The organism is Pseudonocardia sp. ICBG601 (assembly GCF_020496245.1).
Map to the genome: position 1 here is coordinate 33,273 of NZ_JAHLJA010000225.1, position 16,078 is coordinate 49,350.

Sequence of the window (16,078 nt, forward strand, 5' to 3'; positions counted from 1 at the left end):
GTCACTCAGCTAGTCACACAACGGTTCGCAGGACCGCCCGAGGACTCGGGCCCACCAGCCCCGGGGACCATCCGGGGACCACGACACTGCCACGAATCCGCTGGTCACACGAGTAAAGGCCGGTACCCGATGCTCTCGGATACCGGCCTCCGGCCTGTCGGGACGACAGGATTTGAACCTGCGACCCCTTGACCCCCAGTCAAGTGCGCTACCAAGCTGCGCCACGTCCCGGCCACCCCTCGCGGGGCACGTGGAACTTTACCGCATCCACGGCAGGACCCCACCAGGGGTGTCGTCCGTGGCGTCGACGCTGCGCACGAGCGCGACCGCCTCCAGCTGCGAGCCGACGTCGAGCTTCGCGAGCACCGCCCTGACCTGCGTGCGGACCGTCGGGAGCGACACGACGAAGTGCTCGGCGATGGCGTGCGCCCGCATACCGGCGGCGAGCAGTTCGAGGACTTCCCGCTCGCGGCGGGTCAGGGTCGCGATGCGTCCGCGGACGGCTCGCTGGCGGCGGTCCCACTCGACGTAGCGCTGCACGAGCTCGTCGCGGTGGGTGGCGTGCAGCAGCGAACGACCGGCGCGGGCCTCGCGGATCGCGACGACCAGCGCCGGCATCGAGGCCGTCTTCGACACCCAGGTGAAGCCGCCGTGGTGCAGGGCGGCGCCGATCCGGATGGGGTTGGAGCTCCCCGAGAGCACGAGGACCCGCCAGCCCTGGGCACGCAGCCCCGGGACGAGCGGGACGGTGTCGATCCGGCGGCCGTCGGCGTCGCGACCGAGGTCCAGGTCGAGGACCAGCAACCCGGGCTCGACCCCCGCGACGGCGCGGTGCACGTCGACGTGGGAGTGCGCGGGCCGGAACGACGCCGGTTCTCCCTCCGCGCGCAGCGCCAGCGCCAGCGACGACCCGACGAGCTCGTGGTCGTCGATGATCAGCACGCTGTCGAGCGGCGGGGCCGCCGCCGACCGAGGGTGTGACACCCGCCCGCCCCCCACTCGGGCGGGTGTCACGTCAGGGCTCCCAGCGTGAGCAGGCCACGCCCCAGGAGCGCGGTCCGGCGGTCGAGCGCCGCGACCTCGTTCTCGTACTCCATCGGCCGGGAGCGGAGCTCCCACAACTCGAGCGCCTGCCGCCAGGCGACGTCGCGGGCCAGCACCACCGGCACGTCGGCGACGCAGCCCAGCAGCTGCTCGGTCAGCGAGATCTCACCGGGGGCCGTCTCGTCGAAATCGTCGAGCAGGCGGACCATGTGCAGGGAGAACACGTCGTTCACGGCCCGGTAGTCGGCTCGCTCGGCGGGACCGGGGGCGCTGCGCCCGAGGACGGTGCAGGTCCGCACGACCGCGGGTGCCAGGTCGAAGTTGACGTGCGCGTTCACCCCGACGACCGCGTACTCCACCGGGGAGATCCGCTCGTGCCGACGGCGCTCCAGCAGCACCCCCCAGGACCGCGGCGGGGTCCCGCCGGTCGCCTCGGCGTGCAGCGCCCGGAAGTAGCGGCGGGCGAACTCCACGTCGAGCCGGACCAGGAAGTCCCGGTCGGCGAACAGGTCGTCGTCGAGCTGGTCGCGGATCCCGCGGGTGATGCGCAGGTACAGCCGGTTGAACGAGGCGACGCCGTCGCCGGGGCCGTACTCGCACTCGAGGATCTCCTGGAGGCGTTCCTGGTGCGCGATGACGCCGTCGATCGTCTCGGGTGGGGTGGCGAGCAGTTCCGCGACGCGCGCCCGGCCCGCCGCGGCGGCGCCCTCGTCGGAGGGCGTGTCGATGGTGGCCGTCATCGGTTCCTCCGCGTCGCTCGGTCCGGTGATCACCTTGGTCGAGCGGGCGTGGCGACGGTATAGGGCGAATGACCTAGATGTCGGCGCGGTGCTCACGCAGGACGGCCGCGGCGCTGGTGCGGTTGGTGACGTCGAGCTTGGCGAAGACCGAGGCGAGGTGGGCACCGACCGTCTTCGGGGTGATGAACAGCCGGGCCGCGATCTGCTTGTTGGTGGCGCCGTCGGCGAGGACCTCCAGCACCTCACGTTCCCGGTCGGTGAGCCGGGCCAGCGGGCCGTCCACGGCGACCGGGGCATGACCGACCGCGCCGACCGCGGCGAGTGCTGGCACCTCGATCCGGGCCCGGTGGGCGACCTCGGCGATCTCGGTCAGCAGCGGACCGGCCCGCAGTCCCGCGGCGAGCTCGGCGGCACGGCGCAGGTCTGCGGCGCCGTCCTCGGTGCGTCGGCCCGACAGCAGCGCTTCGGCGCTGCGCAGCCGGGCGTAGGACCCCGGGTAGGGCTGGCCGAGGCCGTCGAGCAGGTCGGCGACACCCCGCCAGGTGTCCGGGTCGGCACCCGGGGTGGTCCGGGCGTCCTCGGCGGAGCACATGGCCTCGTAGCTCGCGATCACCCCGCGCAGCGCCGGGGCCGAACGCTCCCCGCGCTCGACGAGGTCGCGGCGGTGGCGGCGCAGCCGCCGGAGCCCGCTGGCGTCGGGGGGTCGTCCGGCGAGGACGGCCTGGGCGTGCGCGCGGGCGCCGTGCCAGAGCAGCGGCGCCACCGCGAAGACGTCGTCGATGCCGGACTCGACGACGTCGAGCCCCTTCCCGACGTGGGCGAACGCCAGCTCCGGGTTGCCCCGCCACATCTCCAGCCCGGCGCGCAGGATCAGCAGCGGCAGCCGCTGCTTGGGCAGGCCCGTCGACCCGGCGACGAGCTCGGCCGCGGTGAGGTCGACGTCGGAGCCGTCGAGGTCGCCACGACCCATCCGGAGCCGGGCGCGGGCCAGGCGCAGCTCCAGCATCTGCGCACCGGACGGGGCGGCCGCCCACGCCGTCGCCACCTCCCGCTCGGCGTCGACCCAGGCTCCGGCGCGGAACAGCCCGTTCGCCGCCACCACGCGCAGCGACACCGACGCGGTCCGCCCCAGCCCCAGCCCGGCCATCCGCTCGGCGCCCGCCCGGGCCGCGGCGACGCCGTCGTCGAGGGCGTTGAGCGGGCCGGTCAGCAGCTCCGCCCGCCGGGCCAGGCACTCCCCCAGCGTCTCCGGGTCGCCGCCGGCCTCGGCGACGGCGACCGCCTCGGTCAGCGCGTCGAGCCCGGCAGTGCCGTCGCGGGAGTGCGCGGCACCGAACCCGAGCGTCGCCAGCACCGACGCCAGTGCCCGCGGCTCCCCCACCCGGCGCGCCGCGACCAGCGCCTCCTCGGCGACGGTGCGGGCACCGGCGTAGTCGGCCCGGTCGAGGAGCGCGGCCGCGTACCCGGCGAGGACCTCGGCGCGGGCGGCGACGGCGGTGTCGTCCGGGTCGTCGTCGGCGGGCAGGGTGGCGACGGCGCGCCGGTGGGCCCCCTCGGCCTCGGTCAGCTGACCCGCCGCACCGAGGTAGCGGCCGAGCCGGGACCGCAGCACCGCCTGCTCGGTGCCGCTGGGCGCGTCGGGTTCGCCGAGCCGTTCGGCCAGCAGCGCCACGGCCGAGCCGTGGTCGCCTGCCAGGGCCGCGGCGGCCGCCGCCCGTTCCAGGTAGCGGCTGCGGTCGCGGACGGCGGCAGGGACCGGCAACGTGGCCGCGCGCAGCCAGTGCCGGTGCGCCTCGGCGTAGCCGCGCAGCCGTTCCGCCTCCTGCGCGGCGTCGAGGGTCGCCTCCAGCGCCTCGTCCGGGCGCCCGGCGAGCTGCCAGTGGTGCGCGAGACGGGCCGCCGACCCGGGGACGCGGTGGCCGCCGTGCAGCGCGGTGGCGTAGCGGCCGTGCAGCTCGACCCGCTCGGCGGGGAGCAGGTCCGCGGAGACGACCTCGGTCATCAGACCGTGCCGCAGCGTGTAGCCGTCGGCACCGGCGACGACGACGAACCCGGCGTCGGCAGCCTCCCGCACGGCGGCGGCCAGCTCCGCCCCGTCGACGTCGACGACGGCCGCCAGCAACGCGTGCTCGACCTCCCCGACCCCGGCCGCGACGGCCCGCACGACCGCCGGCGCCGCCGCCGACAGCCCGGCGGCGCCGGCCCGCACCAGCTCGCGGACGGTCTGCGGCACGCCGTGCGGGTCCCCGTCCAGCACGGCGCGGACGGTCTCGCGGGCCAGGAACACGTTCCCACCGGAGTGCCGCCACACCAGGTCCTCGACGTCGTGCCGCTCGGGTGCCCACCGCGCGACCAGCTCGGCCAGCTCGTGCCGGGGCAGCGGCTCCACCCGGGCGAAACGCACCCCACGGTGCCGGCGCAGCTCCCCGGTGAGCCCGAGGAGGTCGACCGGGACACCGCCCGCCGGGTCGTCGCGGTAGGTGCCGACCAACAGCACCGGCGACGACGACAGCGCCGCCAGCAGGTAGGCGAACAGGTCGCGGGTGGAGCGGTCGGCGCGGTGCAGGTCGTCGACGACGAGCACCACCGGTGCCCGGCGGGCCGCCCGCTCGACGACGGCGGCCAGCTCCCCCAGCATCTCGACCCGCCCGGCCGGGCCGTCGGCACGGTCCAGCCGGGACAGTGAGCCTTTCCCAACCTGTTTGTGCTGGTCAGGCGGTGGTGATCATGAGGGTCTGGATCGCTGCGACGAGCTGAGCAGCCTGGGAGGGGCTGGAGCGGATCTTGCGGAGGATCTTCCAGTTCTTCAGCTCGGCGTTGACCCGCTCACCCGGTGCCCGCCGTCGGGCGTGAGCGGCGTTGACGGCCTTCTGATTCGCTGACAGGGGCCGGTACCGGCCGGTGTCGAGATCGCGGCGTCGGCGTCGGTGCGGGACGGTGATCGCGGGACCGCCGCCCTGGTAGGCGGTGTCAGCGACCGCCCGCACCCCGGTGGTGTTGACCGCGTCGATGATCCCGTGGATCCGGGCAGCGCCCATGTCGTGCCGTGCCCCCGGTAGCGGCGGGGAGATCCACACCAGCCGACCCGCGGGGTCGGCGATGACCTGCACATTCAGCCCGTGACACTTGTGCTTCCCGCTATAGAACGCCCGGTCATAGCCCGAGCCCATGCCGACCCGGTCGATACGCAGCAGCGTCCCGTCCAGGATCACGAACGCCTTCCCGGCCGCGACCGTGATGGCCTGCTCCAGGGTCGGCGCGAGCGCAGCGAGCAGCCCGATCGCCTCGGCGACATACCGGGACACCGTGGACTTCCCGACTCTGAATCCGCTGGCCAGGTCGGTGTAGGTCTCGCCCTTACGTAGGTGCGCGAGCACGAGCAGGGCCTGACGGGCCGGGGTCAGGAGCCGCCACCGGGTCCCGATCCGGCGACGATGTCCGCGCAGCAGCCCGGCCAGGACACGAACCGTGCGAGTGGACATCGACATCCCGGATGGGTAGGACAACACGCGGGGCTCCTCGGTAGGCGGTGGCGCGACAGCTATCCGTCTACCAGGAGCCCCACCCATCTCACGACAAGCCACGCACCTCACACCCCTGACCAGCACAAACAGGTTGGGAAAGGCTCAGTGCCGACGGCACACTCCCGACCCACCGCGCCGCGGCTGCGGGACTGCTCGCGCAGGGCGGACACGACCGGCCAGAACGGCGGGGCGTCGGCGATGTCCAGCGCGCGGCCGGACAGCACGACCGCGCCACCGCTCGTCGCGGTCCGACCGAACTCCGACACCAGCCGGGTCTTGCCGACCCCGGCGTCGCCGCCGAGGAGCACGGCCGAGGCGCCGCCGGCGACGGCGTCGCGCAGCGCCTCGGCGAGCAGGTCCAGCTCCGCGACCCGGCCGCGGAAGACCTCGGCCGGTGTCTCCCTCACGTCCGGCCACGATAGTGACCGTGTCGTCACCGTTCCAGGGGGCCCGTGGTGACGGTGCGCCGAGCGAGCAGGATCGAGGGCTCGCAGGCAGCACCCGCCCGCCGGAGTCGTGCGACGGCCGTCACTCCGGCACCGTCACCTCTGCACCGTCACCTCGACACCGTCACATCGGGGCGGCGCCGGTGGGGGCGGGCGTGGCGTCACGAGCCGGACACCTCGATCACGACCTTGCCGACGGCACTGCCGGACCGCAGGTGCGCGACGACGTCCGGGGCGTCGTCGAGAGCCACGACGCGGTCGACGGTGGCACGCACCCGCCCGTCGCCGACGAGGCCGAGTACCGGCGTCAGCGCGGCGGCGACGGCGGCACGCTCGTCGGCGCCACGGACGCTGAAGGTGGTGCCGATCAGGCGCAGCCTGCGGAAGGACAGGGTGTTCAGGTCCAGCGTCGCCGACGGCCCGGCGAGCCGGCCGATCTGCACGATCGTCCCGCCGATCCGCACGGCGGACAGGGCGGCCGCCAGGTAATCGCCGCCGCCGAGGTCCAGCACGACGTCGACGGGTCCGTCGAGATCACCCAGCGCATCGATCCCGACGAGCGGGATCGCCCCGGCATCGACGAGCGCGGAGCGCTTGGCGGGCGAGGTCGTCGTCGCGAGGACCGGCGACGCCCCCAGCGCAGCGGCCAGCCGGATCGCGACCTGCCCGACCCCGGTGCTGCCCCCGAGCACCAGGACGGCGCCGCCGTCGGCGTCGAACCCGGCCTGGGTGACCAGCGCGTCGTGCGCGGTCTCCAGCGCGACCGGCAGCGCGGCGGCCTCGGTCCAGGTCAGCCCGGACGGGACGGGCAGGGCGCGGCGGGCGTCGACGACGGCGTACTCGGCGAACGCGGCCGGGCGGACGCGAACACCCGGTCCCCCGGCCCGCGGCCCGGGGCGCCGGTGATGCCCGGACCGGCGGCGACGACCTCACCCGCGAGCTCCATGCCCGCGGTGAAGGAGCCGTCGTCGTCGGCGTGCGGAACGGGGTAGCCACCGCCCAGCGCGAGCAGGTCGGCCCGGTTCACCCCGGCCGCCCGGACCCGCACGAGCAGCTCCCCCGGACCGGGGACCGGGGTGTCGATCCGGCCGACCTCCCAGGTCCGCGCACCCGGACGGCCGCGCAGGGCCCGCATCACTTCTTCCGGGCGCGCTTCTCGCGGACCCGGACCGAGACGCGGATCGGCGTGCCGCCGAACCCGAACTCCTCGCGCAGCCGCCGCTCGATGAAGCGCCGGTAGCCCGCCTCGAGGAACCCGCTGGTGAACAGCACGAACGTCGGCGGACGGGTCTGCGCCTGCGTCGCGAACATGATCTTCGGCTGCTTGCCGCCGCGGACCGGCGGCGGGGTCGCGGCGACGAGGTCGTTGAGCCACTGGTTGAGCCGCCCGGTCGGCACCCGGGTGTCCCAGGACGCCAGCGCGCGGTTCAGCGCGGGCGCGATCCGCTGGGTCGACCGGCCGGTCAGCGCGGACACGTTGACCCGCTCCGCCCAGCGCACGCTGATCAGGTCGCGCTCCAGCTCGCGGGTGAGCTGGTGGCGGCGCTCCTCGTCGACCTTGTCCCACTTGTTGAACAGGATGACCAAGGCACGCCCGGACTCCACCACCATCGTCAGGACCCGCTGGTCCTGCTCGGCGATCGGCTCGGAGGCGTCGATCAGCACCAGGGCGACCTCGGCCGACTCGATCGCGGAGCTCGTCCGCAGCGAGGCGTAGTACTCCATGCCCGAGGCCATCTTGACCCGCTTGCGCAGGCCGGCGGTGTCGACGAAGCGGAACACCTGGCCGTCGAGCTCGACCAGGGAGTCGACCGGGTCGACGGTGGTGCCCGCGACGTCGTGGACGACCGACCGCTCCTCGCCCGCCAGCTTGTTCAGCAGGCTGGACTTGCCGACGTTCGGCTTGCCGACCAGCGCCACCCGGCGCGGACCGCCCCCGGACGCGCCGAAGTCGTCGCGCGGGGTCTCGGGGAGGATCTCCAGGATGGCGTCGAGGAGGTCACCGGAGCCGCGGCCGTGCAGGCCCGACACCGGGTGCGGCTCGCCGAGCCCGAGCCGCCACAGGTCGGCGGTGTCGGAGGTGAGCCGGTCGTCGTCGACCTTGGTGGCGCACAGCATCACCGGGACGTCGGCGCGGCGCAGGACCCGCGCCACCGCCTGGTCGGTCGCGGTCGCACCGACCGTGGCGTCGACGACGAGCAGCACCGCGTCGGCGATCCGCATCGCGGTCTCGGCCTGGCGGGCGACGAAGCCCTGCAGGCCGTCGGCGTCGGGCTCCCAGCCCCCGGTGTCCATCAGCTTGAACCGGCGGCCGTTCCACAGCGCGTCGTAGACGACGCGGTCACGGGTCACCCCCGGCACGTCCTGCACGACCGCCTCGCGACGACCGAGCATCCGGTTGACCAGGGTGGACTTGCCGACGTTCGGACGGCCGACGACGGCCAGGGTCGGGGTCGCCAGGACCTCGTCGGGGTCGATCCCGGCGGTGACCACACCGTCGGAGTCGACCGCGACGAACTCGGCCGGGTCCAGCCCGAGCCGGTCCATCTCGGCCCGGTCGGCCGCGTCACCGATCCCGACGCCGGCGTCGTACGCCGCGCCGAGGCTCGTTCCGCGTTCGCTGTTCTCGCTCACTGCTCTCTCACGTCCCCGGCCGCGTCGGGCCGTGTCACTTGCCTGTGTTCGTTGTCCAGTTCGCGGACCAGTGTCCGCAGGGCCTCCGTGACCTGGGCGGTCGCGGCGGCCAGGCCGTCCCGTCCCGGCGCCGTCGGCGCCGGCAGCGGGTCACCGACCAGCACGTCCACCCGGGGGCGGAAGCGGCGGGCCGCACCCGCCGGGCGGTGCGTGCCGCGCACCGCCACCGGGAGCAGCGGCGCCGATGCCGAACGGGCCAGCCAGGCCGCGCCCTGCCGGGCCTTCCCGATGTCGCCGCCGAGCTCGCCGGTGCCGCGGGTACCCTCCGGGAAGACGGCCACCATGCCGCCGTCGCGCAGGACCTCCAGCAGCGTCGTCAGCGGCCTCCGGTCGACGACGTCACGCCGCACCGGCACCTGCCCCAGCCACCGCAGCAACGTCCCCACGATCCCGGCGAACATCTCCGCCTTCACCAGGAACACCACGCGGCGCCCGAACATGCCGAACAGCAGCGGTCCGTCGACGAACGCGGTGGGGTTCGCGACGAGCACCACCGGGCCGGTCGCCGGGATCCGCTCCCGGTGCCGGATCCGCACCCGGAAGAACGGCACCCACACCCACGTGCCGATCCAGCGGCCGAGGTCGTGCAGCCACCCGAGAGCGTGCTCCGGCAGCGCACGCGCCCGGCTCACCCGTCCAGCCCCCCGCGCGGCGACGAGCTCGCGCAGCTTCGCCAGCACCGCGTCCGCCGACAGGTGGTCGGTGTCGAGCACCAGCGCGTCCGCCGCCGCGTAGAGCGGGGACACCCGCCGCGACGAGTCGAGCCGGTCCCGGCGTTCGACGTCGGCGAGGGTGACGTGCAGGTCGGCCTTGCGGCCCGCCTTCTCGTCCTGCCGCCCGCGCCGCGCCGCGCGGACCTCCGGCGACGCCGTCAGGTAGACCTTGAGCGGCGCGTCCGGCACCACCACGGTACCGATGTCGCGGCCTCGACGACCATCCCGCCCCGCTCTCGACGGCCGCCCGGATCAGGGCGTGCTGACGGGCGACCATCTCGGCGCGGACCTGCGGCACCGCCGAGACGGCCGAGACGACCCGGTCACCTCCGGGCCGCGGATCGGGACGGACGGAGACGTCCTCGCCGTCCAGGGTGATCGTCGGCGCGTCCGGGTCGGTGCCCGACTCCAGGCGGGCCCCGACGGCGGCGCGGGCGATCTCGTCCTCCGCCGCGCCCTCCCGCAGCCCGGCGCGCAGCGCGGCCAGGGTCGCGGCGCGGTACATCGCCCCGGTGTCCAGATAGGCCGCAGAGCAGGCCTGCGCCAGCCGCCGGGAGACGGTCGACTTGCCCGTCCCGGACGGACCGTCCATCGCGACGACGCCCCGCAAGGCCACCTTGTTCCCCCACCGTGTTCGAGTGTGCTGCGTCCGGCATTGTCGCCGGTCGGCCCCCGCCACGACGGGGCGGGGTGTCCTACTGCGGTAGATCGGTGCGCAGCGCCCGGGCCCCGTGCAGGTAGACGTGACGCATCGCCGAGCGCGGCTTCGGGGTGTCGACGTGGGCGAGCAGCCGCAGCACCCGCGGCAGCGCGCCGGGCACCGACATCTCGGTGGCGCACATCAGCGGCACGTCGGTGAGCCCGAGCAGCCGTGCCGCGTACGCCGGGAACTCGGCGGTGAGGTCCGGCGTGGCGGTGAACCAGATCGAGATGATGTCGTCGGAGACCAGCTCGTTGCGCTCCAGCACCGCGGTGACCAGCTCGGCGGAGCGGTCGAGGATCTGCTGCCGGTCGTCGGCGTCGACCTGGGTCGCGCCCCGCAGGGCCCGCACGGCCATCAGAGACCGACCGCCTTGTACAGGGAACCCACCTCGACACGGTCGAGGGGACGGAGCTTGCCGGGCCGCTGGTTGCCCAGCGCGACCGTGCCCGACGTGGGTCCGCACCAGGCGGAGCACCGGGTGACCGACCTCGGCGAGCATCCGCCGCACGATGTGCTTACGGCCCTCGTGCAGGACCAGCTGCACCGTGGCGCGGCCGGGGACGGCGTCGACGAGCTTGAACGCGTCGACGCGGGCGATGCCGTCCTCCAGCTCGATGCCGTCGCGCAGCCGTCGCCCGAGGTCCCGGGCGATCTTGCCCTCGATCTCGGCGAGGTAGGTCTTGGGCACCTCGTAGGACGGGTGCATCAGCCGGTGGCCGAGCTCGCCGTCGTTGGTGAGCAGCAGCAGTCCCTCGGTCTCGGCGTCGAGCCGGCCGACGTGGAACAGCCGCTGCGCGGTGTTCATGATCTCGACGCGGTCGGCGAGCAGGTCACCGATGCACGGCCGGCCCAGTCGTCGGACATCGTGGAGTGCAGCCCGTACGGCTTGTTCAGCGCCAGGTAGACCTGGTCGTCACGCAGGGTGACCCGGGCGCCGTCGACGTGGACGACCGCGGTCTCCGGGTCGATCCGGCGGCCCTGCTCGCGGACGGTCTCGCCGTCGACCTGCACGCGTCCCTGCGCGATGAGATCCTCGGCCGCGCGCCGGGAGGCGACGCCCGCGCGGGCCAGCACCTTCTGGAGCCGGACGCCGTCGGGGTCGTGTGTGTTGCTCATGATGACTTGTTGCCTCGTCCAGAAATGTCAGGGCCGGAATCGGTGGGGCCGGGTGGTCGTCGGCAGGGCGCCGGACCGGCCGGTACCGACGGTACCCGGCGTGCTCGGCTGCGGCGCCGACAGGCGGCGCGCGCCGGGTCCGGTGTCGACGTTCCCGGACCGGGGTCAGCTGTCCAGGTCGTCGATCGCGTCGATGTCGGGGAGCAGCGGTGCCAGCGGGGGCAGCTCGGCCACCGAGGATATCCCGAGCCGTTCGAGGAACAGCTCGGTGGTCCGGAACAGCGTCCCCCCGGTGTGCTCCTCGGTGCCCGCCTCCTCCACCAGCCCGCGGGTGAGGAGCGTGCGGAGCACGCCGTCGCAGTTGACGCCCCGGACCGCGGAGACCCGGGCACGGGTGACCGGCTGGCGGTACGCGACGACGGCGAGGGTCTCCAGAGCGGCCCGGGTCAGCCGGGCGCGCTGGCCGTCCATCAGCATCTTCTCGACGTAGGGGGCGTAGCGGTCGCGGGTGTAGAACCGCCACCCCTCCCCCGCCCGTCGCAGGTCGATGCCGCGCCGGTCGGCGGTGTAGGCCAGCGACATCCGGTGCAGCGTCTGCCGGATCCGCGACGGCGTCTGGTGCAGCGCCGTGGCCAGCGACGCCTCGTCGACGGGGGCGTCGACGACGAGCAGCAGGGCCTCCAGGGCGTGCTCGAGCTCGGTGTCGTCGGCGAGCTCGTGGAACTCGGGGTCCTCGGGGTCCTGATCGTTCTCGGGCTCCGAGTCCTCGGTCCGTGGGGTCCTCGGCCCGGGAGGGGACCGACCCGTGGGAGGATCGCTGCCGGTGGGGTCGCGTCGTGGCTCCCGGCTCACATCGAGAGGCACGTTCTCGCCCTCGGCGGGGCCGGAACGTGCATCTCGATCGCTCGGCCCGGTCGTCACGGGTGCGGTGGCGGCGGGTGGGGCCTCCGGTTCCAGGGCCGGGCGGTCCTCCGGGTCGTCCTCGGCCTGCGGCGACGCACTGGCGTGCGGGCTGCGCGGCACCGTGCGGCCGATCAGGCGCAGCAGCTCGGACGGGTCCTCCGGGTCGTCGGAGCCCGGCCGGTCGTCCGGCTCAGTCACCGGTGGTTCCGGTCCTCTCGTCGTCGGGTTCGGGGTGGAGCACGTCCGCCGGGTCCTGGTCGGAGCCGTGACCGGCGAGGTCGGTGTCCTCCGGATCGGTGTCCTCCGGATCGAGGTCCTCCCGATCCGGGTCCTCGGAACCGGGACCCTCGGGTCCGCGGCGGCGTCGGAGCCGGACGCGGCCGGGTGCGCGTCCGGTTCGGCGCGGTTCTTCTTCCTGCGGCGCCGGTCGCGGGCCCGCACCGCCTCCTCGGCGGCGGCGGCCTCGTCCTCCAGCGCGGCGGCGTAGGCGACCGGGTCGTCGTCGCGGTCCGCGGTCCAGGTGACCGTCAGGTCGGCGAACGCCTCCGGCTGCTCCAGGGCGACCGAGCGCTCCCGGTACAGCTCCAGCAGCGCCATGAACCGGGCGATGACCTCCAGCGTCGCGACGCAGTCGGCGGTCAGGTCGGCGAAGGTGGCCGTGCCGACGAGCGCGAGGCGTTCCCGCAGGATCGCCGCGTGCTCGGGCACCGACACGTGCACCGCGTGTGCAGGTGGTCGACGCCGACCTCGTCCGGCGGGCGGGGCCGGAACACCGCGGCGGCGAGCTCGGCGAAGGCCTGCGCGTCGACGCCGAGCAGCACCTCGGGCAGCAGGTCGGCGTAGCGGTCCTCGATCGCGACCGAGCGCGGGAAGCGGCGCATCGCGCCGTTCTCCAGCTCGACGAACAGCGCCGCGGCCTCCTTGTAGGCACGGTACTGCAGCAGCCGGGCGAACAGCAGGTCACGGGCCTCGAGCAGGGCGAGGTCGTCCTCGTCGTCGACCTCGGCGCCGGGCACGAGCCGCGCGGCCTTCAGGTCGAGCAGGGTCGCCGCGACCACCAGGAACTCGGTGATCTCGTCGAGGTCGGCGTCGTCGCCGAGGTCGGTGAGATGGGCGATGAAGTCGTCGGTGACCTTGTGCAGGGCCATCTCGGTGAGGTCGAGCTCGTGCTTGCCGATCAGCTGCAGCAGCAGGTCGAACGGGCCCTCGAAGTTGTACAGCCGGACGGTGAAGCGCCGGGTCCGCGGCGCCGCCACGTCCCCGTCGTCGAGCCCCTCGGGGGCGCCGTCGGCGAGCAGCGTCACCGGGCGATGACCTCGCGCGCGAGCATCCGGTAGGCCTCCGCGGCGTACGACGTGGGCGCCCACGTCGTGATCGGCTCCCCGGCGACCGTGGTCTCCGGGAACTTGATCGTCCGGTTGATGACGGCGTCGAACACCTTCTCCCCGAACGCCTCCACCACGCGGTCGTGGACCTCGCGGGTGTGCAGCGTGCGGGTGTCGAACATCGTCGGGAGCACGCCGAGCAGGCGCAGGTCCGGGTTGAGCCGCTCGGTCACCTTGTCGATGGTGTCCATCAGCAGCGCGACGCCGCGCAGCGAGAAGAACTCGCAGGCCAGCGGGATGAGGACCTCGTCGGCGCAGGCGAGCGCGTTGATCGTGAGCAGGCCCAGCGACGGCTGGCAGTCGATGAGGACGATGTCGTAGTCGGGCAGGAACCGCGCTTGAGGGCGCGGCCGAGGGCCTGCTCCCGGCCGACTTCGGTGACGAGCTGGACCTCGGCCGCCGACAGGTCGATGTTCGACGGCAGCAGGTCGAGGTTCTCCACGCCGGTGTCCTGGAGCACCTCGTCGGCCTCGACGCCGCGCTTCCATCAGCAGGTTGTAGACGGTGGACTCGAGCTGGTGGGGCTGCACGCCGAGGCCCACCGACAGCGCGCCCTGCGGGTCGAAGTCGACGAGCAGGACTTGCGGCCGTACTCGGCGAGCGCGGCCCCGAGGTTGATGGTCGACGTCGTCTTACCGACGCCGCCCTTCTGTTCGCCACCGCGATCACGCGGGCCGCCCGTGCACCGACAGCGGTGCGGGCTCGGGAGCGCGCGCGCTGGTGGTCTGGGTGCCTCGCCCGTGATCCGGCGCCGGCTCGTCGCTCGGGTCGTCGAACCTGCCCTGGGCCTCCGGCCGCGTCGGGTTCATGCGGTCTCCGGTCTCGTCGCGGGTACCGTGCCGGGTCTCGGGTCCCGGTCAGGGCCTGAGACCGCACTGCAGGAGATGCCCCACGTGCGGCGACGTCCCTGTCGGGCCACGTCGCGGTATGGATTTCCGGTCACCCTACCCGCGGTCGTGCGCCGTCCGGCCGACGGTGCGCCCCGGCGTGTCGCGCCTCAGCCCGCGGGCAGGACCGACACGCCTCCCGCGCTGCTCTTCGCGGTGATCCGGTGGTCGGCACCGGGCTGGTCGGGGACACCGACCTCGGTCGACCCGGCGGAGGTCTCGGCGGTCACCTCGTAGGCCGGGCCGACCGGGACCCGGACCTCGACGCCGCCGGCGCTGGACTCCGCGGTCACGTCCGCGGCCGCCGCGGCGAAGGTCAGCTCGACCGAGCCGGCGCTGGACTTCGCACGCACGTCGCCCGGTCCGACGCCGGTGGCGTCGACCCCGCCCGCCGACGAGGTCAGGTCCAGCGCCCCGGTCAGCCCCCGGACCTCGATGCCGCCAGCGCGCAGGTCGACCAGCGCCGAGGACGCGGCAGGCGCGGTCACCACGAGCCCCGCCTGGCAGCGGTCGCCGCCCCGGTCCGGGCAGCGGGCGGTGATCCGCAGGACGCCGCCCTCGACCTTCTGCTCGACCTGCGGGCGGGCGTCGCCGGTCCACCGCAGGTCCTGCTCGACCGCAGCACTCTCCCCCGCGACGAGGCGCACGTCCCCGGCGTCGGAGTCGACCTCGACGCGGGTGACCGGCCCGTCGACGGGCTCGTTCACCGTCTGCTGCTGCTCCGGCCCGGCGGCGACACCACCGCACCCGGCCAGGAGGAGTCCCGCCACGACCGCCGTCACCCACGTTCCGTACCGCATGGCCCGGAACGTAGTCGTTCGTCCTCCCCCGCGGCCCGCCGCCCCGGGGTCCGTGGTCACCCCCGGCGCGGGGGTGCGCGGTGGCGTAGACCTCGCGCAGCGTGTCGACGGTGACGTGGGTGTAGATCTGCGTGGTCGCGACGCTCGCGTGCCCGAGCAGCTCCTGCACGACCCGCACGTCGGCGCCACCGGAGAGCAGGTGGGTGGCGAAGCAGTGCCGCAGCGTGTGCGGGGAGACGGTGGCGACGACGTCGCCGGGCAGCCCGGACGCCTCGGCGGCGGGCGGCCGCAGGACGTGCCAGGCGCTCTGGCGCGACAGCCGGTTGCCGCGGGCGTTGAGCAGCGCGCCGGGCTGCCCGTGCCCCGTGCCGCGAGGGCGGGGCGGGCGCGGACCCGGTAGGCGTCGACGGCGGCGAGCGCGGGACGACCGACCGGCACGATCCGCTGTTTGTTCCCCTTGCCGTGCAGCAGGATCGTCCGCGCGTCCGGGTCGAGGTCGTTCGAGGTCGGCGCCGACGACCTCGGAGATCCGGGCGCCGGTGGAGTACAGCAGCTCCAGCAGGGCGCGGTCGCGCAGTCCGACCGGCCGTCGGAGACGCAGCCGGCGAGCAGCTGGTCGACCTGGTCGACCGACAGCGCCGACGGCAGCCGCGAGCCCAGGGCGGGCGGCGTCACCCCGGCCGCGACGTCGGTCGGGGTCAGCCCCTCGTGCAGCGCGAACCGGTGCAGCCCGCGGACCGCGGCCAGCGCCCGCGCCGCCGACGACGCGGCCAGCGGACGCTCCCCCGTGCGCAGGGCCGCGACGAACGCGGCGACGTCGGCCCTCGGCCACCTGGGTCAGCTCCGTACGTCCCAGGTGGTCGAGGTGGTCGAGGTAGCGCCCGAGGTCGAGCCGGTAGGAGTGCAGGGTGTTCTGCGCCCGTCCCCTTCGACGGCCAGTGGTCGAGGTAGTCCTCGGCCACCCGTCGCGCGGTCGGCACCGGTCAGTCCGCAGGGCCGGGACGACCTCGCGCTCGAACAGCTCGATGCCGACCGGTCGTAGGCGGCCTCGGGGAAGTAGAAGATGCCGTAGCTCATGCCGACGGCCGCCAGTGGCGGAGAGCTTCTCCACGATCTGCTCCGG

13 protein-coding genes, 1 tRNA gene and 5 pseudogenes are annotated in these 16,078 nt (G+C 74.4%); all 19 read right to left on the reverse strand.

All coding sequences use genetic code 11. The annotated features are described in order from the left end of the window. Positions 1–157: 157 nt before the first annotated feature. A tRNA-Pro gene (locus KPL57_RS62155) sits at positions 158–231 on the reverse strand. 27 nt (positions 232–258) lie between these two features. Then, a complete protein-coding gene (locus KPL57_RS62160; protein ID WP_020628064.1) occupies positions 259–942 on the reverse strand; it encodes a response regulator transcription factor in 684 nt (227 codons plus the stop codon). Between the two features lie 68 nt (positions 943–1,010). Continuing rightward, positions 1,011–1,784: a DUF5995 family protein gene (locus tag KPL57_RS62165; RefSeq protein ID WP_172718150.1), complete on the reverse strand. Its 774-nt coding sequence runs from the start codon at positions 1,782–1,784 to the stop codon at positions 1,011–1,013. A 73-nt stretch (positions 1,785–1,857) separates the two neighbouring features. Further along, entirely contained in the window at positions 1,858–4,467 is a 2,610-nt protein-coding gene (locus KPL57_RS62170; RefSeq protein WP_308253414.1) for a LuxR C-terminal-related transcriptional regulator, read from the reverse strand. Between the two features lie 28 nt (positions 4,468–4,495). Continuing rightward, entirely contained in the window at positions 4,496–5,293 is a 798-nt protein-coding gene (locus tag KPL57_RS62175; protein WP_226351139.1) for a transposase family protein, read from the reverse strand. Between the two features lie 80 nt (positions 5,294–5,373). Beyond that, positions 5,374–5,715 carry an AAA family ATPase gene (locus KPL57_RS62180; RefSeq protein WP_226359104.1) on the reverse strand — a complete coding sequence of 114 codons (342 nt, stop codon included), beginning with the start codon at positions 5,713–5,715 and terminating at the stop codon, positions 5,374–5,376. 200 nt (positions 5,716–5,915) lie between these two features. Next, positions 5,916–6,446, reverse strand: a complete 531-nt coding sequence (locus tag KPL57_RS62185; protein ID WP_226359105.1) for a zinc-binding dehydrogenase — start codon at positions 6,444–6,446, stop codon at positions 5,916–5,918. A gap of 98 nt (positions 6,447–6,544) precedes the next feature. After that, positions 6,545–6,889, reverse strand: a complete 345-nt coding sequence (locus tag KPL57_RS62190; protein WP_226359106.1) for an alcohol dehydrogenase catalytic domain-containing protein — start codon at positions 6,887–6,889, stop codon at positions 6,545–6,547. Then, a complete protein-coding gene (gene der / locus KPL57_RS62195) occupies positions 6,889–8,301 on the reverse strand; it encodes a ribosome biogenesis GTPase Der (protein WP_164514873.1) in 1,413 nt (470 codons plus the stop codon). Before der ends, KPL57_RS62190 begins: the two co-directional genes overlap by 1 nt. 83 nt (positions 8,302–8,384) lie before the next feature. Then, positions 8,385–9,356 (reverse strand): (d)CMP kinase, encoded by a 972-nt coding sequence (locus KPL57_RS62200; protein ID WP_308253412.1) that lies wholly within the window; start codon positions 9,354–9,356, stop codon positions 8,385–8,387. A 112-nt stretch (positions 9,357–9,468) separates the two neighbouring features. Then, positions 9,469–9,753 (reverse strand): annotated as a pseudogene (locus KPL57_RS71430) ((d)CMP kinase); the annotation flags it as partial. Positions 9,754–9,856: 103 nt separating this feature from the next. Beyond that, positions 9,857–10,219, reverse strand: coding sequence for a chorismate mutase (gene aroH / locus KPL57_RS62210; protein ID WP_020622138.1), 363 nt, complete (start codon positions 10,217–10,219; stop codon positions 9,857–9,859). Beyond that, positions 10,219–10,980 (reverse strand): annotated as a pseudogene (locus tag KPL57_RS62215) (pseudouridine synthase). Before KPL57_RS62215 ends, aroH begins: the two are co-directional and overlap by 1 nt. 165 nt (positions 10,981–11,145) lie before the next feature. After that, positions 11,146–11,937: an SMC-Scp complex subunit ScpB gene (gene scpB, locus KPL57_RS62220; RefSeq protein WP_374203976.1), complete on the reverse strand. Its 792-nt coding sequence runs from the start codon at positions 11,935–11,937 to the stop codon at positions 11,146–11,148. Positions 11,938–12,336: 399 nt separating this feature from the next. Further along, positions 12,337–13,181 (reverse strand): annotated as a pseudogene (locus tag KPL57_RS62225) (ScpA family protein); the annotation flags it as partial. 2 nt (positions 13,182–13,183) lie between these two features. Beyond that, positions 13,184–13,890 (reverse strand): annotated as a pseudogene (locus KPL57_RS62230) (ParA family protein); the annotation flags it as partial. A gap of 43 nt (positions 13,891–13,933) precedes the next feature. Further along, positions 13,934–14,077: a hypothetical protein gene (locus tag KPL57_RS62240; protein ID WP_226359109.1), complete on the reverse strand. Its 144-nt coding sequence runs from the start codon at positions 14,075–14,077 to the stop codon at positions 13,934–13,936. Between the two features lie 188 nt (positions 14,078–14,265). Further along, on the reverse strand, positions 14,266–14,955 hold the full coding sequence (locus tag KPL57_RS62245; RefSeq protein ID WP_226359110.1) for a DUF4097 family beta strand repeat-containing protein: 690 nt from the start codon (positions 14,953–14,955) through the stop codon (positions 14,266–14,268). A 58-nt stretch (positions 14,956–15,013) separates the two neighbouring features. After that, a pseudogene (locus KPL57_RS62250) lies at positions 15,014–15,917 on the reverse strand (site-specific tyrosine recombinase XerD); the annotation flags it as partial. Positions 15,918–16,078: the final 161 nt, after the last annotated feature.